Source organism: Halomonas sp. JS92-SW72 (assembly GCF_003547075.1).
Taxonomy (GTDB): Bacteria; Pseudomonadota; Gammaproteobacteria; order Pseudomonadales; family Halomonadaceae; genus Halomonas; species Halomonas alkalicola.
Map to the genome: position 1 here is coordinate 3,999,990 of NZ_CP032147.1, position 22,511 is coordinate 4,022,500.

14 protein-coding genes and 7 pseudogenes (1 of these 21 only partly in view) are annotated in these 22,511 nt (G+C 64.4%); 3 read left to right on the forward strand and 18 right to left on the reverse strand.

Features of this window, described 5'->3' with window-relative positions:
• Positions 1–101 precede the first annotated feature (101 nt).
• Complete coding sequence (locus D1793_RS18900) at positions 102–890, forward strand: DUF4113 domain-containing protein (protein ID WP_240407731.1); 789 nt, start codon at positions 102–104, stop codon at positions 888–890.
• A gap of 313 nt (positions 891–1,203) precedes the next feature.
• On the opposite strand, the gene D1793_RS18905 is transcribed toward D1793_RS18900, so the two are convergent.
• The 9 genes and pseudogenes from D1793_RS18905 to D1793_RS20135 all read right to left on the reverse strand — a co-directional run.
• On the reverse strand, positions 1,204–2,634 hold the full coding sequence (locus D1793_RS18905) for a MobA/MobL family protein (RefSeq protein ID WP_119023471.1): 1,431 nt from the start codon (positions 2,632–2,634) through the stop codon (positions 1,204–1,206).
• A 250-nt stretch (positions 2,635–2,884) separates the two neighbouring features.
• Positions 2,885–5,713: a CusA/CzcA family heavy metal efflux RND transporter gene (locus D1793_RS18910; RefSeq protein WP_205527590.1), complete on the reverse strand. Its 2,829-nt coding sequence runs from the start codon at positions 5,711–5,713 to the stop codon at positions 2,885–2,887.
• Positions 5,706–6,149: a TRAP transporter small permease gene (locus tag D1793_RS18915; protein WP_119023472.1), complete on the reverse strand. Its 444-nt coding sequence runs from the start codon at positions 6,147–6,149 to the stop codon at positions 5,706–5,708. The genes D1793_RS18910 and D1793_RS18915 overlap by 8 nt, the downstream gene beginning before the upstream one ends.
• A 33-nt stretch (positions 6,150–6,182) precedes the next feature.
• Positions 6,183–7,241 (reverse strand): TRAP transporter substrate-binding protein, encoded by a 1,059-nt coding sequence (locus D1793_RS18920; protein ID WP_119023473.1) that lies wholly within the window; start codon positions 7,239–7,241, stop codon positions 6,183–6,185.
• A 423-nt stretch (positions 7,242–7,664) separates the two neighbouring features.
• Positions 7,665–8,171: a MarR family winged helix-turn-helix transcriptional regulator gene (locus tag D1793_RS18925; RefSeq protein WP_119023474.1), complete on the reverse strand. Its 507-nt coding sequence runs from the start codon at positions 8,169–8,171 to the stop codon at positions 7,665–7,667.
• Between the two features lie 91 nt (positions 8,172–8,262).
• Positions 8,263–9,225, reverse strand: a pseudogene (locus D1793_RS18930) (TRAP transporter large permease subunit); the annotation flags it as partial.
• Entirely contained in the window at positions 9,222–9,725 is a 504-nt protein-coding gene (locus D1793_RS18935) for a TRAP transporter small permease subunit (RefSeq protein ID WP_110070145.1), read from the reverse strand. The gene D1793_RS18935 and the pseudogene D1793_RS18930, both read right to left, overlap by 4 nt.
• A gap of 67 nt (positions 9,726–9,792) precedes the next feature.
• Positions 9,793–10,896, reverse strand: a complete 1,104-nt coding sequence (gene dctP, locus D1793_RS18940) for a TRAP transporter substrate-binding protein DctP (protein ID WP_119023759.1) — start codon at positions 10,894–10,896, stop codon at positions 9,793–9,795.
• 69 nt (positions 10,897–10,965) lie between these two features.
• Positions 10,966–11,379, reverse strand: a pseudogene (locus D1793_RS20135) (sodium:calcium antiporter); the annotation flags it as partial.
• Positions 11,380–11,643: 264 nt separating this feature from the next.
• Here D1793_RS20135 and D1793_RS18950 point away from each other — a divergent pair.
• Positions 11,644–12,722 (forward strand): annotated as a pseudogene (locus tag D1793_RS18950) (transposase).
• 675 nt (positions 12,723–13,397) lie between these two features.
• On the opposite strand, the pseudogene D1793_RS18955 reads toward D1793_RS18950, so the two are convergent.
• The 5 genes and pseudogenes from D1793_RS18955 to D1793_RS18975 form a co-directional block, all read right to left on the reverse strand.
• A pseudogene (locus tag D1793_RS18955) lies at positions 13,398–14,318 on the reverse strand (gamma-glutamyltransferase); the annotation flags it as partial.
• Positions 14,319–14,338: 20 nt separating this feature from the next.
• On the reverse strand, positions 14,339–15,826 hold the full coding sequence (locus D1793_RS18960) for a tripartite tricarboxylate transporter permease (RefSeq protein ID WP_240407733.1): 1,488 nt from the start codon (positions 15,824–15,826) through the stop codon (positions 14,339–14,341).
• Between the two features lie 15 nt (positions 15,827–15,841).
• Positions 15,842–16,705: a F510_1955 family glycosylhydrolase gene (locus D1793_RS18965; protein WP_162900034.1), complete on the reverse strand. Its 864-nt coding sequence runs from the start codon at positions 16,703–16,705 to the stop codon at positions 15,842–15,844.
• A gap of 81 nt (positions 16,706–16,786) precedes the next feature.
• Positions 16,787–16,906: a multicopper oxidase domain-containing protein gene (locus D1793_RS18970; RefSeq protein ID WP_119023476.1), complete on the reverse strand. Its 120-nt coding sequence runs from the start codon at positions 16,904–16,906 to the stop codon at positions 16,787–16,789.
• Between the two features lie 1,283 nt (positions 16,907–18,189).
• On the reverse strand, positions 18,190–19,545 hold the full coding sequence (locus D1793_RS18975) for an IS1182 family transposase (protein WP_119021747.1): 1,356 nt from the start codon (positions 19,543–19,545) through the stop codon (positions 18,190–18,192).
• On the opposite strand from D1793_RS18975, the gene D1793_RS18980 reads away from it, so the two are divergent.
• Positions 19,544–20,044, forward strand: coding sequence for a hypothetical protein (locus D1793_RS18980; protein WP_119023477.1), 501 nt, complete (start codon positions 19,544–19,546; stop codon positions 20,042–20,044). The genes D1793_RS18975 and D1793_RS18980 overlap by 2 nt on opposite strands.
• 13 nt (positions 20,045–20,057) lie before the next feature.
• On the opposite strand, the gene D1793_RS18985 is transcribed toward D1793_RS18980, so the two are convergent.
• From D1793_RS18985 to D1793_RS18995, 4 genes and pseudogenes are all read right to left on the reverse strand, one after another.
• Complete coding sequence (locus tag D1793_RS18985) at positions 20,058–21,086, reverse strand: chromate transporter (protein ID WP_240407734.1); 1,029 nt, start codon at positions 21,084–21,086, stop codon at positions 20,058–20,060.
• Positions 21,087–21,156: 70 nt separating this feature from the next.
• A pseudogene (locus D1793_RS20140) lies at positions 21,157–21,612 on the reverse strand (chromate transporter); the annotation flags it as partial.
• A gap of 157 nt (positions 21,613–21,769) precedes the next feature.
• Positions 21,770–22,003 (reverse strand): annotated as a pseudogene (locus D1793_RS18990) (transposase); the annotation flags it as partial.
• A gap of 128 nt (positions 22,004–22,131) precedes the next feature.
• A pseudogene (locus D1793_RS18995) lies at positions 22,132–22,511 on the reverse strand (BCCT family transporter) (its annotated part continues 796 nt past the right edge of the window); the annotation flags it as partial.

Sequence of the window (22,511 nt, forward strand, 5' to 3'; positions counted from 1 at the left end):
AGGATACGTCACCCTCTCGACTTCCCTCCATACACAAGACTTGAGCTTAACTCCTGGCGAACCGTGCCGCCAAGAAACTACCGATCTACGGCGGCGCATGTGTGCTTAGGCCCGATAGCGAAGCTTATGAGCCGCTACTGCGCCAGGTCGAGCTCGGCGATGTATGGGGCGTCGGCCGCCGACTGGTGGAGCGCCTGGCGTTGATGGGCGTACACAGTGCCTGGGATCTCGCCCAGGCCGACCCCAAGCAGATTCGCCAGCGTTTCTCGGTCACCCTGGAGCGCACCTGCCTGGAACTGAAGGGCATTCCCTGCATCGAGATGAATGATCCTGGTGAGGCCCGTCAGCGCATCATGACGTCACGCTCCTTCGGGAGGATGACCGACAGCCGCGAAGAGATTCACCAGGCCATCCGGCAGTTTGCCCAGCGTAGCGCTGAGAAGCTCCGCGGGCAGGACAGTCTGGCCCGAGCCGTCTACGTCTTTCTGAAGACCAATCGCCACCGTCCTGACCTGCCCCAGTACTCGCCCAGCGCCGTGGTGGAGCTGCCCTGTCCCACAGACGACAGCCGCGACATCCTGCTGGCGGCTAGCCAGGCGTTCGCGGCCATCTACCGGCCCCGCTACCGCTTCATGAAGGCAGGCGTGATGCTGGTTGATCTAGTGGACGCCAACCGGGCTCAGCTCTCGCTGCTGGACACTCCGGAAAGCCAGGCCCAGCGCGAGCGCAGCGACCGCCTGATGGCAACGCTGGATGCGCTCAACAATAGAATGGGGCGAGGTACCGTCACGTTCGGGCGAGCATTACCTCAGGCCGCCTGGCAGCTACGCTGCGCCAACCGCACACCGCGGTGGACTACACGCTGGGACGAGCTGCCTCAGCTGCACTGACACCCTGTCAGCCAAACACCATCATGTTTTTCCGACATTGCTCACACCACATCGCCGTCGCGTGGCCCACAGTGTCATTATTGGGCACCAACAGGACGGGGCATTTCATGGAGACCATCATACTGACCTGGATGGATGACGGCGGCTGTGCGCTGACATGCGGCTGTGGCCAGAAACAGCGGCTAACTCACAAGCCCAGTAGCTGGCCCCTTTTCGAGTTTGTTTGGCGGTCGAAAGAATCCTTCTGGATTCGCTGTCGCGCCTGCCACGCACATATAGAGCGCAGTGTCAGCTCACCCCGCAGACCAATCAGCTACCGCTTGACCGGAGCCCCATCAGCCCGCGTTAGGCCAGGATGCTCAGCTGAGGTGCCATCTGCAGACTCGCCCAGCTCATCACCCTGAGAAGGTCGTGCTCCGTGGGACAGCTCACCATGAGCGCCAATCCCGACCTCCAGCAGCTGCTCCTGGAACACCTCAGCAAACCGATCATCTGGATCGAGCATCGCTTCACGGATAGCGGCCGCACGATCAATCTGCTCCACCATACATAGCAACCGACGCACTGCCAGTTTGGCTCGTACCTGGGCATCTCGTGGCGGCTCAGGAACAGAGCCTGTCAGCCTGGCTGGCGTAGGCGCTGGATACTCGCCAGAACGCATTTCCGAGGCAGACTCCGGCTCCTCGGTCGCAGGGCGGGAACCCGTTAACTCGATCTGCTCATCTGTCACTTGGCTATGCTGAAAATCAGCTCGGGACTGCCTAACTGATGATCGCTCCTCTTCCTCAATCTGCTGGGACAACAGATAGCTGCGTTCGATGCTGTCCATCATCCTGGATTCCAGGATGATACGGCCTGAAGCTGAGCAGACACCTGGCTGTTTTATCCACGCCTTCAACTCGCGCTCCTCGATACGCTCCCGTCGAGCCTGCTCACGAAGACGCCAAACTTCATTATTCGTTGCCACAATCTCACGGTTCAGCATTGCCTGTTCGCTGAGCTGCGGTGTGCCGTCACGACGCATGCGAGCCGCATACCCACCGAGATGAACCGTCGGCACTCGATCGTTACCACGATCCACATAGCTGCGGTGATCGACACGACAAGCAGCTCCTGCACGCTCCAGTGCTCTGTTTTGCAGTTCTGCCCATCGGCTCCGCTCGCGCTGCGTCAGGTTGAGGATCTTGCGACGTCGACAGTGGATAGGGTCGAGCTCGACACATTTTTTACCCAGCGTGCCATCAGGCTCGACATGGCAGGCACTGAACAACAGATGGCAGTGCCAGTTGCCATTATGGCGATGACCGGTATCGGGATCGATCATATGGAACTGTTCAGGATTCAGCTCGAGATCCTTGTCGCTGACTGGGCGCGGCGCATGAAACGCCGCATCGACGGCAACTCCGTAGCGTCCGGCCAGCTCGTGGGCATAGGTCATCGCGAGTTCCCACCGCTGGCCATCGTTGAGCTCACGAGGCAGCGAGACCTCGATCTCACGGGCCACGACTGCATCTTTCCTCCTATGGTGATGCTCAACCCGATTCCAAAACGCGGCACGCTCCTCGGTGCCGCCACCTGGCAGGCACAACTCAGCTCCCAGCACCCCCATCTTGTGCCTGTAATCGTGCTTTTTGCCGGTGCGCTCATCCACGATACACACGCCCGCACGGTACGCCGCTGCGGCAGTTGCATGCCGTTTCTTGCTTCGCTGTATCGGTTTTACACGAAGGTGATAAACCGCCATTTCCACTTGCCTCCGAACCAGTCAGCACGGGTTTGATGTCCACGGTGGAGGCTCCGGTCACACGATCTGAACGACAGATACTCTAGCCTGGATATTGCACCGGAAATGAAAAAGGCGGCTGAAAATCGGTTATAATTCAAGCTCCCCATGACCGGCATGCTTGCCGTGTCCATGATCGCTGGTCGCCATCGCAGGTAGCGCCACCATAACGCCCATCATGACTGCCAGCTGAAGTACGATCTTTTTCATATCACAGGTTTCCTTGGGTTTTGGTGTTGCTGAGCGCAGCCTCTGACGAGACAGACTCGGGAAAGTGTCGCCGCTGCCATAGCCAGTAGAGGACGGGAATGAGCAGCAGTGAAACCAGGGGGGCAGAGATCATGCCTCCTACCATCGGCGTAGCGATGCGCTGCATGGCCTCGGAGCCGGGGCCGGAATCCATCAGCAGCGGGCTGAGACCCAGCACTACCGTGAGAGAGGTCATGGCCTTGGGGCGTACCCGCATGACCGCCCCTTCGATAATTGCCTCGCGCAGCTCACCACGTGTACTCGGCTGGCGCTGCTCCACTGCGCCACGGACATACATCAGCATGACCACGGCGAACTCCGCCGACAGTCCGATCAGCAGGATGAAACCCGCCGCCACGGCCACCGAGATGTCATAGGCAAGCCAGTAGAGCAGCCACACCCCGCCGACGGCAGCGAACGGCAGCGACCCCATCAGCATGAAAGTCTCGGCGACGTTACGGAAGCAAAGGTAGAGCAGCAGGAAGATCAATACGATGGTCACCGGGACCACCCACTGCAGGCGCTCCTTGGCCCGTTCCATGTATTCGTACTGGCCCGACCAGGTGACCGAATACCCGGCCGGCAGAGCGACCTGATCCATCACACGCTGGCGCGCCTCGGCCACGTAGGAGCCGATATCGCGTCCGCGAATGTCGACCACGACCCAGCCGTTGAGGCGTGCATTCTCGGTGCGGATCATGGCCGGGCCGTCGACGATGCCCACGTTCGCCAGTGCCTGCAGGGGGAGATAGGCTCCTGTCGAGGTGATGACCGGCAGGTCCCGCAGGCTCTCCAGCGAATCACGCCAATCCTGGGGGTAGCGCAGGTTGATGGGATAGCGCTCGAGCCCCTCGACGGTTTCGCTGACATTCATCCCACCCACCGCCGTCTGAATGATGGCCTGCAGGTCACTGACGTTGACGCCATGACGCGCGGCAGCGCGCCGGTCGATATCGACTTCGACATAGCGCCCGGCAGCGGTGCGGTCGGCATAGGCTGAGGCCGTGCCAGGGACGTCCTGGAGTACGCGTTCGATCTCGCGACCGATGCGCTCGATTTCCGCCAGGTCGGCACCCGCCACCTTGATGCCCACGGGAGAGCGAATGCCGGTCGAAAGCATGTCGATGCGCGTCTTGATCGGCGGCACCCAGACGTTCGCCACCCCGGGAAAGCTCACCGCCTCGTCGAGCTCGCGAATGATATCGGCCTTGGTGATGCCCTCGCGCCACTGATCGCGGGGCTTGAAGCGAATGACGGTCTCCAGCATGCCGATCGGGGCCGGATCGGTGGCCGTATCGGCACGCCCCGCCTTGCCGAAGACACGATCCACCTCCGGTACCGACATGATCAGACGATTGGTCTGCTGCATGAATTCACGCACCTTGCCGATGGAGACACCGGGCTCCAGCGAGGGCATGTACATGAGATCGCCTTCATCCAGCTGGGGCATGAATTCACTGCCCAGCTTGGTCGCCGGATAGGCCACGCTGGCGGCAATCAGCACTGCTGCGGCAATGGTGGCCCAGGGATAGCGCAGCAGGGCATCCAGCCCGGGGCGGTATATGGCAATCAGCATGCGGCTCAGCGGATGGGCAGACTCAGGGCGTATGCGCCCACGCACCAGGTAGCCCATGAGCACCGGCACCAGGGTGATGCCCAGTCCGGCGGCCGCCGCCATGGCATAGGTACCGGTGAAGGCCAGCGGTTGGAACATCCGACCCTCCTGTCCCTGGAGCGTGAACAGGGGCAGGAAGCTGACCACGATAATCAACAGCGCGAAGAAGATCGGCCGGCCGGTCTCCTTGGCCGCCTCGGCCACGGTATGCCAGCGATCCTCGCCCGGGGGCGCCTTCTCGAGCCGCTTGTGCAGGTTTTCCACCATGACGATGGCGGCGTCCACCATGGCGCCGATGGTCACGGCAATGCCGCCCAGCGACATGATATTGGCGTTGATGCCCTTGGCCTGCATGATCATGAGTGCCGCCAGAATGCCGATCGGTAGTGCCACGATCGCAACCAGCGCCGAGCGGAAGTGGAGCAGGAAGACGATGCATACCAGTGCGATGATGAGGAATTCCTGCAGCAGCTTGACCGTCAGGTTGTCGACCGACTCCTGGATCAGCACCGAGCGATCGTAGGTCTCCACGATCTCGACGCCTTCGGGCAGGCTCGGTCGCAGCTCATCGAGACGTGCCTTGACCCGCTCGATGGTGGCCAGCGCGTTCTCGCCATGGCGCATGACCACCAGGGCGCCTACGGCCTCGCCCTCGCCATCCAGCTCCGCGATGCCGCGACGGGCAGCAGGGCCGATGCGGATCTCGGCCACGTCCTCGAGCAAGACGGGGGTTCCGTCGCCGCCGAGGCCAACGGGCACCAGGCGTAGCTCCTCGATGCCGGTGAGGTAGCCACGCGAGCGCACCATGTATTCCGCTTCGCCCATCTCGATGACCGAACCACCTGCCTCGCGGTTGGCGCCTTCGATGGCCGAGCGGATGCCGGACAGGGTCAGCCCATAGGCACGCGCACGATTCGGGTCAAGCACCACCTGGTACTGCTTGACCATGCCGCCCACCGTGGCGACCTCGGACACGCCCGTCACGGACTGCAGCTCGAACTTCAGGACCATGGCGGTGTCCACCACCCGCCGGGCGGCCATCGCCTCGGCGGCGTTCCAGTTGCCGGTCAGCAGGTAGAAGCCCACGAAACCGACGATGCCCATGGCAAACGCCAGCGGCACCCGCAGGAACACCAGGATCAGCAGCGCCGCAAAGCCGTAGAGTGCCTCAGTCATGGGGACCTCCCGCCTTGGTCGCGGGGCTCAGCGGGCCGCCCTGCCGGATCACCCGGCACCCTTCCAGCAGGTAGAGCACCGCCCGCGCCAGGGTCAGCAGCGCCGAGAGCGCCAGCATGGCGGCGATCAGCCCGATCAGGTAGCCGCGCGGGATGCGCAGGAACTCGGTCACGTCGCCCCATTCGAAGGCGCGCTCGGCCAGCGCCCAGACGCGTCGGGCCATCACCCACAGCGCCGCCGTCACCAGCAGGTTGACCAGCACCTCGCGCACCCACACCAGCCTGGCGGGGAAGATCGCATCATTGAAGAAGTAGCGGCCGGTCACGTCGGCGGTGGTCAGCAGCATCATGCCGAAGAGGGTGGCACCGGCCACCCCCTCCAGCATCAGCTGCAGACCCCGACCGATGCGCGCGGCGCGAGTCGTCGGGGAATGCATGGTCGGTCGCCCTCCATGTGGCGACAGGAGGACTTACTTGAACTCGTCGGGCACCAGCTCGCCCACGCTGTCGTCCTCGGCGGCGGCGGAGAGCTGCTCACGGAAGAACTCGATGGCGGCCATGGCATCGACGCCGCGGCTCGCGGAGACCGACTCGGCCCAGTCATCGACCATGCTGTCGCTGATACCGCGCAGGGTCTCCAGGTCCGCGTCGCCCAGCTCGGTGAAGGTGTGCCCCTGCTCCTCGGCGAAGGCCACGCCGCGCACGTCCACGGTATCCATCATGTAGCCGAACAGGCGGGAGAGGCGCTCGCCGGAGACCGCCTCGATGGCCTCGCGATCTTCCGGGGAGATCTGGTCCCAGATCATCGGGTTGACCACGATGGTGAAGCTGCCGCGATAGAAGCCACCGTCCACCTTGAGGGTGTAAGGGAAGACTTCGGCGACACGGAAGCTGCGCAGGCCCTCGGGCACCAGCATGGCGCCGTCGATGACACCCTGGGAGCCCGCCTCGTAGACGCCGGTGGGCGGCAGGGCCACGCCGGTCAGCTCCAGGGCGTTGGAGAGGTCCCCCATCACGCCGCCGCCGACGCGGATGCGCTTGCCCTTCATGTCGTCGAGGGTCTCGTACTGCTCGCGGCTGAAGATCCAGCCCGGGCCGTGCACGCCGGCCGCCACCACGTCGACGCCGCGATGCTCGCCGGCGGCGGCCAGGTACTCCTGGTGGGTGCGCCAGTAGGCGGCGGAGGCGTTCTCGGAGGAGAAGTCCTCGAAGGTGGGGAATTCGGGCAGCTTGGTCAGCTCGAAGCGGCCGGTGTTGTAGCCGTGGAAGACCCAGGTGGCATCGGCGATGCCGTCGGCCACCATCTCCATCTGGGAGGCGGGCGGGCCCATGTCATGCACCACGTCGACGGTGACGCGGCCCTCGGTGGCCTCCTCGATCCAGGATTTCCAGGTCGGCCAGACCATGGTGTTGATGCCGTGGTTGGGGCCGGCCCAGGTGCTGACCGTGAGGGTGGTCTGGGCCAGGGCGGAAGTGCTCATGATGGCGGCTGTCAGGGTGCCGAGCATCAGGCCTGTGGTCTTGTTCATTGTAGTTCCTCCGTCGTCGCGGGCGGCTGGCGTTTATCGTCGGGTGGCAGGGAGCGGCTTCCGGGGCGATCAATGCGATACACCGATCTACTTCAAATCGCCAATCCGGGAAACACGATCGGGCATACAATGCCTCTGCCACGACCATGAACGCAACGCCACCGCGACCAATAGCTAATACAACTTAAGTAGAATGCAAGAAAAATCGTTTAAAAACAGGAATCTGAAATCACACCCTGACGCATGGCTCGGCGTGAAGCGAGCACGGGCCCCTCATGCCCCGGGCAAGACATTGCGTTACGTCAGATAGCCTGCAAATAAAGAATCGGCAACACGTTTCCACCGAACGGCCGACAGGGAGCGAGACGCGGCCCCGCAGAAGGGCCCCGTATCAGAAAGTCCCGCCACGAAGAGACGCGCGTCTCAGCCGATACGCTCCAGCTGGCGTTCGAGCTTGCGCATCACGTTGAGCAGGTCGCGATACTCGCCGGCGCTGAGGGTAGCCACCAGCTCCGCCTCCCAGGCCTGGGCCTCGGGCACCAGCTCGGCCAGCAGCGCCTGGCCCGCCTCGGTGAGGTGCAGGTCATGCAGCCGCTGGTCCTTCGGCGAGGGCGTGCGGGAGATCAGGCCGCGTTCCTCCAGGGCCTGGATCGCCCGCGACACCCGCGCCTTGTCCATATTGGTGTAGGCGCAGACCTTCTTCGCCGTCAGGTCGTCGCAGTGGCTGAGCCAGGCCAGCACCCGCCACTGGGCCACGTTGAGCTGGTAGCGCTCGGCATAGAGCTCGGCCAGCGACTGGCTGATCTGGTCCGCCAGGCGGTTGAGCCGATAGGGCAGGAACTGGTTGAGGTCCAGCTCCGCCCGGGGGGCCGATGCCGCCCCCTCACCGCCCGGATCCCTGGCCTCGAGTCCGGCCTCGTCCATGTTCATCGCGATTCTCCTCGGGCCGCCTTCACAGGGGCGGCCATCAATAGAGTAGCTGGGGCAGGAACAGCACGATCGCCGGGAACACCAGCACCAGCAGCACCAGGTCGCTGATCACCGTCATGCCGCCGCCGCGGGAGAAGACCCCGGTGAAGGCGGTGGCGCCGACCAGCACCAGCATCACCATGGTGGTGGTCTTGCCGGCCTCGATCAGGGTCTTGAAGCAGGTGCTCGGCCGGCGGTCGCCGAAGATCAGGAACAGCAGGAAGGCGATGCCCACGCCGATGGCCGAGGCCTCGGTGGCGGTGGCCACGCCGGTGAACAGCGCGCCCAGCACGCCGAGGATCAGCGACATGGGCGGCAGCACGTACTTGGCCAGCATGACCAGCAGCTGCCCGGTGGAGACCTCGGCGCGCTCCGCGGCGGGCACCGGCGGGCCGTAGCTCGGCTTGACCAGGCAGATCACCAGCACGTAGAGGGCGTACATGGCGCCCAGCATCACCCCCGGCACCAGGGCGCCGGCGAACAGCGCGCCCACCGAGACCGGCGAGTAGCTGGCCATCAGGATCAGCATGATGCTCGGCGGGATCAGGATGCCCAGGCAGCCGCTGGCCATGATCACCCCGGTGCTGAGCTCCTTGTTGTAGCCGTACTTGAGCATCGGGGCGAGCGCGATCATGCCCATCACCGCGATGGAGGCGCCGACGATGCCGGTGGTGGCGGCCAGCAGCACCGAGACGATGACCACGGTGAGCGCCAGGCCGCCGCGCAGGTTGGCCAGCAGCAGGCGCATCGCCTCGAACATCTTCTCGGTGACGCCGGAATCGTTGAGGAAGCGCGCCATCAGCACGAACAGGGGAATGGCCACCAGGACATAGTTGTCCATGGCGTTGCCGTAGATGTTGTTGATGATGGTGCCGAGCACGCGCTCGCCGGGGCCCAGGTAGGCGCCGATGACCGCCACGCCGCCCAGCACGAAGGCCAGCGGATGGCCCATGAACAGGCCGATCAGCAGCCCGCCGAACATCACCAGGGTGAGCAGTTCGGGACTCAGGTTCATGCGGCTTTCTCCTCGCGCAGCTGCTGGATGGCGCGAATGACGATGGCAATGGCCTGGAGCAGGATCAGCACGGCGGCCACCACGATGACGCCCTTGATCGGGTAGACCGGGATCGACACCACCCCGTAGGTGGTCTCGCCGCGGCTGTAGGAGCGCATGAAGAAGCTCCAGCCCAGGCTCAGCATCATGTAGATGAAGGGCACGAAGAAGATCAGGTAGCCGAGCAGTTCGACGATGGCCTGCTTCCGGCGCGAGAGCAGGCGCTTGAGCACGTCGACCTCGACGTGGGCGTGATGGCGCAGGCCGTAGGCGGCCATCAGCATGAAATGGGCACCGAACAGCATCTTGGTGATGTCGAAGGCCCAGTCGCTGGGGCGTCCGGCAAAGTAGCGCAGGCCGATGTCATAGAGGACGATCAGCGTGATCACGGCGATCAGCGGCGCGATGAGTCGCCCGAGCGCCTCGTTGAGCGTATCGATCGCCTTGGCAATCGCATTCATGGGAACAGTCTCCGACGTCGCAACGCAGGCCGCCCCGGTGGGGTCACCGGGGCGGCAGCAGGGGGCCTTACAGGCAGGCTTCGATCTCTTCCAGAGACGGCAGGTTGTCCATGGTGCGGCTCATGTTGTAGGGCGCCGAGATGTCACGCCACTTGGCGTAGTCCTGCAGGTAGCTGACCATGGAGTGGTAGACCTTGGCGTGGTCCGTGTTCTCGCAGGCGCCGCGCACGATCACCTCGTTGGTGATGTCCTGGATGCGGGCCAGGTCCTCGTCGGAGAAGGTGTTGATCTCGACGCCGGCGTCGATGAACTTCTGGGTGGCGTCGGTGGACTCGCGCTCGGACCAGGCCAGGGCCCAGGCCATGGTGGCGTCGGCGGCGATCTTCAGCTTCTCCTGGGTCTCCTCGGAGAGGGCGTCCCAGGCGTCCTTGTTGATCATCACGCCGAACACGCTGGCGGACTGGTGCCAGCCGGGGGTGGCCCAGTAGTCGGCGACCTCGGCGAAGCCGGCGTTGTAGTCGACGCCCGGGGTGGAGAACTCGCCGGCATCGATCACGCCGCGCTCGATGGCCTGGTAGACCTCGCCGCCGGCCAGGGTGACCTGGGAGCCGCCGAGCTGCTCGAGCACGCGGCCCTGGTCGCGGCCGGAGAGGCGCAGGCGCTTGCCTTCGAGGTCGGCCAGGCTGCGGATCGGCGTGCGGCCCATGAAGCCGGACTCGTTGTTGAGGGCGGCGTAGGGCAGGTAGACCATGTCGTACTGGCCGTAGATCTCCTGGTAGAGGTCCCAGCCGCCCCACTGCTGGATCCAGTTGATGTAGTCGACGGCATTGAACAGCGCGGTGGTGGTGGCCAGCGGCGAGAAGGCCGGGTTGCGGCCGGCCCAGTAGCCGGGCCAGTCGCCGGCGGCCTCGATGCTGCCGGTCTCGGTGGCGTCGAAGACCTCGGTGCCGGGCATCAGGGTGCCACCGGCGCGGAACTCGATCTGCAGCTCGTCGCCGGCCAGCTTGTTGACGAGTTCGGCCCAGTGGCGGTCGATCTGGATCAGGTCGAGGTTGTCGGGCCAGGTGCTGGTCATGGTCCAGCGTTCCTGGGCCTGGGCGGTGGTGGAGAGGGCGGCCAGTGCCACGCCGGCGGCCAGGCCGGTGAGGGCAAACTTGGTCATCTTCTTCATGCCTTCCGCGCGAGGCTCCACGGGGCTCTCCGGCGAGGGCTCCCGACGGCTCTGGCGAAACAGGAACACCAGGTAGGCGACCAGGCCTACCACCAGCAGCCCGCCATCAAAGCGCCCAACGCTGCCATCCAGCACCAGCAGCAGGACCAGCAAGGAGAGGCCCACCATGAGCGGGATATCGAAGCGAATCAGCTGATGTGCCACGGTCAGCGGCACGATCAGCGCCGAGACGCCCAGAATGAACAGCACGTTGAACACGTTGCTGCCCACCACGTTACCCATGGCTATGCCCGCCTGGCCATCGACAGCCGCCTTCAGGCTGACCGCCAGTTCCGGCGAACTGGTGCCGAAGGCAACGACCGTCAGCCCGATGATCAGCGGTGGCATGCCGACCCGGGCCGCCAGGCGAGAAGCCCCCCTGACCAACCCCTCGGCCCCGATGATCAGCAGTAACAGCCCAGCAAGGAATGCCATGACAGTCATACTCGCCTCCGACCTTCAAAAGAGCCTGATGGCGGCTAGTCAAGGCTACCACCGCCTGCTCAGACACGAGCACCGCATTGTTGACGATCATCACGCTCCTGGCGTGTTTCCTCCTGGCCACCTGAATCTAAAATTACTAACAAACACAATCTACTGACAGCATTGATTTAGGGGTACCTTTCTCAAGGCTCTTGGTCGTTGGGTGTGGAATTCCCCCCCTGAGCTGCGTCAGGATATGGCCTCCACGACGACAGGAGGCATGGCATGGACGGCACCCAGATTCTGACTCTCGGCCTGGGCCTGCAAGCGCCCTGGCCCCTCAAGGAGCAGCACCTGGATAAGTCCGCCCTATCGATTGGATCTCTACGTCGAGGCCGAGCGGGGCAGCCTCTACCCCTGTCCTGAGTGCGGCAAGGCCTGCCCGGCTCATGATTTCGCCGACAAGACCTGGCGGCACCTGAACTTCCTCCAGCACCACTGCTACCTGCACGCCCGCGTGCCTCGCACCAAGTGCCCCGAGCATGGCGTCAAGCGCATCGCGGTGCCCTGGGCGCGGCCGGACAGTGACTTCACCCTGCTGTTCGAGCAAGCCGCCATGTCGCTGATCAAGGAGATGCCGGTACTGGCCGTTTCCCGGCAGCTGGAGATCTCCGACAAGCGACTGTGGCGCATCGTGCAGCACTACGTCGGTCGGATGCTGGGGGAGCCGAATCTGAGCAACGTAGCCACCGTCGGCGTCGACGAAACCACCTCCCGGCGCGGCCAACGTTACGTCATGCTGTTTCTCGACATGCAGCGCAAGCAGGAGCCGGTGATCTTCCCACGGCAAGGAGGCCATCGAGGCCTTCAGCACCTTCCTGGCGGCCCATGGCGGCGACCCGGACAACGTGGTCGAGGTCGTCTGTGACATGTCACAGGCCTTCCTGAGCGGGGTGGCCGACCAGAGCGCCACCTCCGACGCCTGGGTGATCAAGGAAAAGCTGCGCTGTATCCAGAAGGTCCCGACGCCGCGGGCGTCTCGGTGGCGCATCACGAACTACCTCAAGGTCATGAAGGCGGCAGTCTCGGAGAAGCCTCTCCTGGAGCCGATGGGGAAGGCCCTGGCGACGTTGGAGCGCCACGCCGATGCGGTAGCCCGGCGGTGGATCTCGGGACTGATGAACGCAAGACTGGAAGGGATGAGCGGCCTGTTCCAGGCGGCAAAGTCACGCGCTCTCGGCTACCGGAACGAGGCCAACTTCATCGCCATGATCTACCTGATTGGTAGCCCGAGGGCCGCCTGTTCGATCAGGCCAAATCCACATGAAGTGACGAAGAACCTATTCCTGACACCGGAAGGCTGATACGCAAAAAAAACAGCACCCAACAAGCAGAGCATCTTGCGCATGGCCACCAGGCCTCAACATCGATGGAGAGGCTCTCCACAGTCATGGCAGGAAAAGATGGTTCGCTTATTGACGATGTGGTGCTGCCGCCTAATTGCCTTGGCTCCGAGCTCGAAACAGCAAGTCCCGTATATGGTGACGCAATCCGGGAACATCTCCTGATATTCCGCAAGGGTGGCAGGATGCAGACAGAACCGCACCTGCTTGCCCAACAGCTGCCTGCTGTGCCAGACGATGACCAAGCTCCATTGCTGGCAACCTGCCAGGGGCTAGCCCAGCGCCGCAGCAACGGAGCAACGGAGCAACGGAGCAGCCATCACCTCTGGCCTGCCTCTCCGGCAGAATGCTGAGGGTAGCCCTCATCGCCGCCATCCGTGATCTGATGACCGTGGACAGCCACCGCCAAGTGGGGCGTACATTCGGGGGCATCCCTAGCTCAACACCACGGAAATATAAGCTAATATATTGATTTTTAGTTACTTTTTTCCAGGCTATCGATTTTAAGATCCCGAACATCGAGTGAGGCCTGGCCTCGGCCGACTCTCCCCGTCAGGAGAGCCGGCCGGTCCTGCTACCAGGGCAGCACGGCGCCGTCGGTGCGCGGTTCGGTGCCACCGCTCAGCACGCCGGTGTGCCGTCCACGTAGGCCAGCTTGGTGGCCTCGATGCGCCGGTGCAGGGTCTCCACCGGGTCGCGCCCCTCCGGCCCCAGGCGCTCCAGCATGCCCAGCGCCTGCAGCACGATCAGGCCGCTGCCGTTGGGCGGAATCTCCCAGATGTCATGACCCTGGTAGCGCACGCTGATCGGGTCGACCCACTCCGGTGCGAAGCTCGCCAGGTCTTCCTTGCGCAAGAGCCCGCCGTGCTCGCGGGAGAAGGCATCGATGCGCTCGGCCAGCTCGCCCTCGTAGAAGTCCCGCGCCTGGGTCTCGGCGATGCGGCGCAGGGTCAGGGCGTGGTCCGGCGCCGCCCAGCGCTCGCCCGGCCGCGGGGCGCGCCCCTCGGGGGCGAAGGTATCGAACCAGGGCGCGAAGCTGGCATCGTCATAGGCGGCGTAGGTGTGGAAGGCCTCCTCCCACATCTGGTGGATCACCGGGGTGACCGCATACCCCTCCTCGGCCAGGGCGATGGCCGGTGCCAGCAGCTCGGCGAAGGGCAGCCGGCCGAAGCGCTCGGAGAGCGCCGCCCAGGCGGCCGGGGCGCCGGGCACGGTGACCGGCAGCAGGCCGTGGTTGGGCATGCTTTCATGCCCCAGGGCCTGCATGGCCTCGATGGTGGCCGCCTGGGGCGCCGGACCGCTGGCGTTGAGGCCGTGCAGCTTGCCGTCCAGCCAGACGATCGCGAAGACATCGCTGCCGATGCCGTTGGAGGTGGGCTCCGCCACGGTCAGCGCCGCGGCGGAGGCGATGGCGGCGTCCACGGCGTTGCCGCCCCGCTGGAGGATGCTCATCCCCACCTGGGCGGCCACCGGCTGGGAGGTGGCGACCATGCCGCGGGTGCCGAAGGCGGCCATGCGGCGCGAGGGGCTGGGGTAGTAAAGCGCATCGTGTTGCATCGAAAGCTCCTTGAGTCGGGTCAGGCGTCGCCCTGCTGGGCCTTGAGTCGGTTGCGTTGGATCTTGCGGTCCTGGTAGAGCGAGAAGACGATCGACGCCACCGCCAGGGCCAGGAACAGCGCCGAGAGCGGTCGCGTCAGGAAGGTCATCCAGCTGTCGTCGAGCTCGAGGGCCCGGAACAGCTGGCGCTCGAGGTTGTTGCCCAGCACCACGCCGAGGATCAGCGGGGTCAGCGGCACCTCGGCCTTCCACAGCAGGTAGCCGAGCAGGCCGAAAATGAACAGCACCCAGATGTCGAAGAGGTTGTTGTTCAGCGCGTAGGAGCCGATGGCGCAGAGCATCAGCACCACCGGCACCAGGACCTGCTGGGGGATCAGCGAGATCTTGGCGAACCAGCGCACCAGCATCAGCTGGCAGAGCACCATCACCACCGCGCCGATCAGCAGGCTGGCGTAGATGGCGCCTACCAGCACCGGGTTCTGCTCGAACATCAGCGGCCCCGGGGTGATGCCGTGGAGGATCAGCACGCCCATCATGATCGCCATGGGCAGGTCGCCCGGGATGCCGAGCGCCAGGGTGGGCACGAAGGCGCCGCCGGCCACCGCGCTGTTGGAGGCCTCCGAGGCCACGATGCCGTCCGGGGTGCCCTTGCCGAAGCGCTCCGGGGGGCGCGAGAACTTCTTGGCCTGGTCGTAGCTGATGAAGTTGGCCACGGTGCCGCCGGTGCCGGGCAGGGCGCCCACCAGGCTGCCGATCAGCGAGGAGCGCAGGGTGTTGAGCTTCTGTCCCGCCATGTCCTTGAGGATGGTGCCGTAGGGGATAGCCACGTTGGTGTCGACGTTTCGGCCCGCCCCCTGGGGGTCGTCGCGCAGCTTCTCGAGATTTCCCAGCAGTTGGGAGAAGGCGAAGATGCCGATCATCACCGGTAGGATCTCGAAGCCGGAGCTCAGCGCCGGGATGCCGAAGTCGAAGCGCAGGTTGCTGTTGCGGTCATAGCCCACCGTGGTGATCAGGAGCCCCAGGGCCGCCGCCAGCAGCCCCTTGAGCAGGGCGCCGTTGGAGAGCCCCGCCACCAGGGTGAGGGCGAAGATGATCAGCGCGGTGATCTCCCAGGGGCGGAAGTTCATGCTGAAGCTGGCGATCAGCGGGCCGAAGAAGACCAGCACCGCCACGCTGATCAGGGTGCCGAGAAACGAGGCCGCGACCCCGATGCCGAGCGCCCGGCCGGGCTGGCCGTTCTGGGCCATCGGGTAGCCGTCATAGACGGTGGTGATCGAGGAGGGGGTGCCGGGGATGCCGAGCATCACCCCCGAGACAATCCCGCCCGAATAACCGCCGACGAAGACGCCGACCATCAGCGAGACACCGCTGACCGGGTCCATGGCGAAGGTGAAGGGGAAGACCACCAGGATGGCCATGGTGACGGTGAAGCCGATCAGGCCGTACCAGTGAATCGCGAACGGGCCGAGTCTGATGGCCACCGGGTCAATCTGGGGATATTGCAGCATGCGCTACCCCCCGGCTCACTCGAGACGCGACCAGTCGCGTCCACCGTTCTCGCTGATCAGCAGCCGGTTCAGGTCATCGGCCGCCACCAGACGCTGGGGGTCGTTCGGATCCACCGCCAGGTGCATCAGATAGCGCTCTTCCCAGCCCCGCTTCACCACCTCCCAGTCGCGGCTGGCTTCCTCGGCTCGCAGCAGGCCGACGTCCTGCATGAAGGCGTAGAGCGTCCCCTGGCTGGCCACGACCAGGCTCGTGGGGCGACGCTCGGCATGGATCTGGCGCCAGCGTTCACCGCCGTCCGGACTCATCAAGAGCCCGGTCTGAGTGGCGGCATAGAGCCGATCGGGATCACGGCTCGAGGCGGCCAGGGCAATCAGCCCGGCCGGTGCCTTGGCTCGAACCTGCCAGCTGCTCCCGCCATCCTCGCTGACCTGGAGCTGGCCGGCATAGGCTCCGTAGAGCGTGTCGGGGCTGGCCGCGCTGATGGTCAGCTGATGGAAATCCACCGGGCCATCAACGCCGGAAGCATGCCGGGACCAGCTTCGACCCCCATCGGTGGACATCACCACCCCGAGGTTGCCTCCCCTGGCCGGGTGGCCGCTCGCAAAGAAGGTCTCAGCCTCTTCGGGGTGGGGCGCGAATCCCATGAAATCATGGGTCTCCTCGGAGACCCGGCGGGCCATCCCATCGCTACCCACGGCATAGAAGCCGTGGTGGGTGGCCAGCCACAGTCGTTCGCCATCCGCTCGGTCGAAGGCCAGGCCGTGAATGTGGGTCTGCTGTCGCAGCTGCTCGAGACTGATACCGCTCGGCTCGCGGGAGCAACCCGCCAGCAGGGTCAGTAGCACGGCCATGACAAGTGGCCATCGATAATGGGTCATGACGTCATTTCCTTATCTTTCGTCAGGTGTGGCCGGCGCCATGCGAACCACCGCATGGCGCCGAAACACCATACGGCAAGGTCAGCTCACGCGGATCGTCGCCATCATGCCTAGCGCCTCCTGCTCGATGATGTGGCAGTGGAACAGCCAGTCGCTGTCGGCATCGCGGGTGGCGATCACCTGGAAGTGGGTGCCATGCACGTGGAAGGGCTAGATCGACCACGGCGCCTTCAAGGGGGGGAGGTTCAGGTACGAGGAGGCCGCTCGAAGGGAGCAGGAGGTCCCGATGGATAGCCCAGGTCGGGCCCGGACAGGGGAAGGGGGGAGGCCATCGCGTCAATGGTCAACCGAGCAAAGGTGGCGCCACACTGGGCACAGGGCATGCAGCAAGGAGAAGCCAGGGAGGCATCCGGTTCGCTCGGGTCGGCGGCTGCCGAGAGGTCCCAGTCCGCCGACCCCTGCATGGCCGAACGCTCCTCCAGCTGACTCCCCAGGCAGGAGGCATCACCGTGATGCCCGCCCGCGGCCACGGGCGGCGCCATGGCCAGCACCAGGGCCATCAGCAGGCTGAGTAGCCAGTGATAGGAGAGTCGGCGCATTAGGGACAAGCGGCCTTGTGAGCCAATGGAAGCGCGAGTATTTCACGGCCAAGAAGAGAGCCGCAACCTGAGCCCTGCACGCAGGTTTACCAACGGAGCTCCTTTGATGTGAATCAATGGACAGGGCACGCCGTTGGGCTAGGGTAAGGTCAACGCGGTACCGAGAAGCGAGCCCCCGTCATGCAGCCACAGGTGCCTGAACAGTGTGCAGGTCACGGCCGGAGAGGAATCTCCCTCTGGCTTGCTGCCTTGTTCGTGCTGGCACTGCTGCTAGCCGCACCCCTGGCCAAGGCCCATGCAGAGGAGCTTGACCACCCGGGCAACCCGGTGGCTGCGACCAGCCTCGAGCTCGCCACCGGCGAGGTATCGACGGACGCCTGGCTCACCTCACCTCCCGCGGGGCCCCACTGCCACCATGACCACGCCTGGCGCTCTGTATCAGGTGTTTTGCCCCGGAGCGAGGCGCCCGATGTCACCCCCGATCCGTGGCCTCCGATCGCCCCCGCCGCCGGGCCGTCTATACACCTCACCTCGGCACTTGGCCAGACCCTTCCTGGGCCCGCCTCTCCCCACGTCGTTCCCCTCTACCTGCTGACGCAGCGCTTCCGGTCCTGAGATCTGGGTGGTTTCCCTAGACACTCAGTCGTAATCGCGCGGCATTGACCTCTGTGCCGCACATAGCCGGAATACTGTGAGCATTGGCCCTCGACGGGACCACTAGCAGTCTGTCGGTTTAGAGGGCATGAAGCGTAGAAGCAACGTCCCCTCTCTGGTTTCTTCGCAGGGTAGTCGGTCATGTCGCGGGAGAGTCGCTGTTGGCCCTCCCTGCCTCGCCTTGCACCGCTCCTGACCCCGGTGACGCGCTACCCGGTGAGGGATCTCCCCTCATCCGGCAGCCAGGCGGTGCATCCGCTTGATGTTCCAGGCCAGGGTGGCCAAGCACCATTCACCACTGACGTTGTCGAGACCACGCAGCGAGAACTGCCGGAACCCCATCACGTGCTTGATGATGCCGAAGACCGGTTCCACCGTATGCTTGCGCAGCGCATATAGCGCGCGTCCCGCCCGGGTCTTCAGGCGGTGCGCCATCTGCTCGACGGGATCCTCACTCGCCGGGGCGGGCGGATCCGCCGCGAAGCGCTCGAACACGGGGAGATGATGGACATCGCGCTTCATGGCCAGCAGCGGTTCGATGCCATGGGCATGGCAGGCATCGACATTGGCCGCACTGAAGTAGCCCGTGTCGGCCAGCAGGCAACTGGGGCGCCCCAGCGCCTCGGGGTAGCCCTGCCAGGTCGTCAGTAAGGGCATGACCTGCTGCTTGTCGTTGGTCGCCTGGGTGACATGCACGTGGGTGACCAGCAGGGTGTCGGTATCGACGGCCGCCTGGGCGTTGTAGCACTGATCGAAGGCCTTGCCGGTGACCGGCATGATGCGTGATTGCGGGTCGGTGAGGTTGACCTGATCCTTGTCGCGGGGGCCGCCCGTCGGTGGCTCGGGATCCCGCCCACGAGGCGTCTTGCCGGCCTTCCGCTGCGCCTCACGGCGCGCCACCTTTTCCTGGTAGGCGGCTTGTTCGACGGCGTCTCGCTCCTCGGCCCGCGCCTCGATCTTGGCCTTGGCCTCGGCGATCGCCGCCAGGCGCTGTTCGCGACGGGCAATCTCCGCCGGGATGTCCATGCCATCGGCGGCGTCATCCCGATCCGCGGACTCGGCCCGTTGGGTCAGCGCCTTCACCTCGGCCTTGAACTGAGCCTCCAGCTTCTTGGCATGGCCGTACGACAGCGCCCTATGCTTGCTGGCGTTGGCCTTGAGCTTGGTGCCATCCAGCGCGATGGTGCCGAGCTTGAGCAGCTTCATCTCGCGGGCCAGCAAGAGCACCTGGACGAACAGTTGCTCCAGTTCGGGCAGGAAGCGCCGCCGGAAGGTGGCCAGGGTGTCGTGGTCGGGATGGGTGTTGGCGGCCAGGTAGCGGAACGCCACCGAGTCATAGGTGGCCCGCTCGATCTTGCGGCTGGAATACACCCCGGTGGCATAGCCATAGACCAGCAGACTCAGCAGCACCGCCGGGTGATGGGCCTTATGCCCCCGGCCGGCGTACCGCCGCGTCAACGCCGAGAGGTCCAGCTGCTCGACAACATCCACCACGAAGCGCGCCAGGTGGTCATCGGGCAACCACTCGTCCACGGAAGGCGGCAGAAGATAATCGGTCTGGCGGTCAACGGGGATGAAGCGGCTCATGGCGACGTTCCGGTGGTGGCGGCTGGAAGCGAGTATCTCACGACGTTATCGAAAACCCGACAGACTGCTAGGGGGGAAGTCCCTGCTACTCGAGGTAGACGATACGAGCATCGAGACAACGGAGATGTTGCCCGCCCTCTTCGACCGGGGTGCGGAGTATCAGGAGTTACTCGAGGCAGTCGCCAAGTGGCAGCAGGCGTGTCCCAGCCTAGAGGCGCGAGAGGCGCAGCGCGGACTTCTTCAGCTGCAGCGGCGCTTTCAGGCCATTATTGAGATCGACTTCTTTCCGGGAACAGGCAGAGAGCAAGCCGTCGCGGCCCTGGCAGACGCCGAGGCCATCTATAACCGCTGTTTCGTACCCGATGAGCCCAAGCCCACCCGGGCCGAGATTGGAGTTATTGTCAAATCCTGTGTACGGCAAGTCAGGCGGCAGTCCTGTCTGACTGATCGGTCCCAGTCGCTACTCAACCTTGTATCCGCCGTCATATGGCTGGCCTAATTGTTAACGCTCCCTAGAAGACAACCAGGGACGCTAGTACGCCAAGTAGCGCACAGCTTCCCAGCACCTTGAGCATGCCGACCTTGAAGTGGAAGATGGCGACCATGGCCCCGGCGGCAAACAGCAGAGCCAGCAGGTCCACCGAGGCCAGATTCGGGAGCAGCAGGCGGGCTCCCAGGGCATGCCGTTCCTCGACCTCGGCGAAGATCACGTGGAGTCCGAACCAGATCGCCAGATTGAGGATCACACCGACCACCGCCGCCGTGATGGCGGATAGCGCCGCGCTCAGCGCCCGGTTGTCGCGCAAGCGCTCCACGTAGGGCGCGCCGAGGAAGATCCACAGGAAGCAAGGCACGAAGGTCACCCAGGTGGTAAGCACTGCCGCGAGCGTCGCTGCCACCATGGGATCGAGCCCGCTAGCTTCGCGGAAGGCGCCCATGAAACCGACGAACTGCACCACCTGAATCAGCGGACCCGGGGTGGTCTCGGCCATCCCCAGGCCATCGAGCATCTCACCGGGGGCCAGCCAACCGTAGTTCTGGACCGCCTCCTGGGTCACGTAGCCGAGCACGGCATAGGCACCACCGAAAGTCACCACCGCCATCTTGCTGAAGAAGGTGGCGATCTGGCTGAAGACGTTCTCACCCCCCAGGGTAATCAGCAGCACCACCACCGGCGTCAGCCACAGCAGCAGGAAGGTCGCCGAGATGCGCAGTGACCAACGGCGGTTGGGCCGCGCATGGGCCGGCAACCCCTCACCGAGCAGCGAATCTCGGTCGCTGAGGCCCTGGTCGCTGCCATCGCCATGACCACCGCCTACCTGAAACGCCGTCACGCCGCGCTTGCCGCCCCAGTAACCCAGCAGGGCCGCACTCAGGATGATCAGCGGAAAGGCGATATCGAAGAAGAAGATCGCTACGAAGGCCGCTGCCGCGAGGCCCAGCATGATCCGATTCTTGAGCGCCCGTTTGCCGATCCTCACCACCGCATTGAGCACCACCGCCAGCACAGCGGCCTTCAGGCCGAAGAAGAGCCCTTCCACCAGCCCCACGTTGCCCAGCGCGATAGAGGTAACTCAACGCCAGAATGGCAATGAAGCCGGGCAGGACGAAGAGACTGCCGGCGACCAGGCCGCCCTTGGTACGGTGCATCAGCCAGCCGATATAGATGGCCAACTGCTGGGCCTCTGGCCCCGGCAGCATCATGCAGTAGTTGAGGGCATGTAGAAAACGCCGCTCGCCGACCCATTTCTTTTCCTCGACCAGGATGCGGTGCATCACGGCGATCTGGCCGGCGGGGCCGCCGAAGCTGAGCATGGCCACGCGTAGCCAGACCATCACGGCCTCGCGAAAGGGAACCTGATGGGGCGTTTCGTTGACGGGGGGCATGTACACTCTCACGAAGACGGTGGCTACATAATATTGTAGAGCGTATAACACACATGTTACGCATACAACGATGATGGATGGCATGGTAGACGACGAAAGACGCTGGCTGATACTGGCCATGAGCCTCAGCGGGAATGCGAGTAGCGCTCGCATGCGGATCTGGCGGGCCCTGCGCAGCATGGGCGCGGCCGTACTGCGTGACGGTGTCTACCTGTTGCCGGCAAGTCCATCGCGATACCAGGCACTACAACAGCAGGCCGCCGATATCCAGGCACTAGCAGTCTGTCGGTTTAGAGGGCATGAAGCGTAGAAGCAACGTCCCCTCTCTGGTTTCTTCCAGGCCAAGCACGCGCTGCCGAACCAGGGTTTCGGTGCGATGCAGGCAGCGTTGAGGATCGCGGTCATCACTCAGCCGGCGAGCGATAGCGCGGGTCAGGCCCATCTCGCGGTCGAGCTGCCGCAGCAGCAGGATGCCACCGTCAGAGGTGACCTCGCCCCCATCGAAGCTGGCGATGACCTGACGGCCTTTGCAGCGTGGAAAGGAAGCGGACGGCGTGGTACATTTTGTCATGGCGGCTGATGCGGTTGATTCTGGTGTAGGAGCTTGAATTATAACCGACTTTCAGCCGCCTTTTTCATGTCTGATGCAATATCCAGGCTAGTTGTGATAGGGAAAGTATGGGCGCCGGCTTCACAGATTCAGGTCTTTGTTCCTGGGCGAGTATAGGGCTTCCGCAGGGCGATACTGAGCGCAGGAATAAACGTCAGCAATAGCAGGCCAAAGGGGAGCCCGCTAGCGATCGCCGCCGACTGCAGCGCTCCCAGCCCCCCTGCGCGCAGCAAGAAGGCGGTCACCAAGCCGACGCAGGCGACCCAGAAAAATCGTTGTCGCCAGCTAGGTTCCTCGCCATTTGAGGTCAGAGTCGCGACCACCAGTGCGCCCGAGTCCGCCGAGGTGACAAAAAACACCAATACCACCAGCACGGCCACGCCCATGGTCAACGTGCTCAGCGGCAGATAGTCGAGCAGGTGATAGAGGCTGGAGTTGGGTGCGGCAGTCACGATCTCGGCAAAGCCTG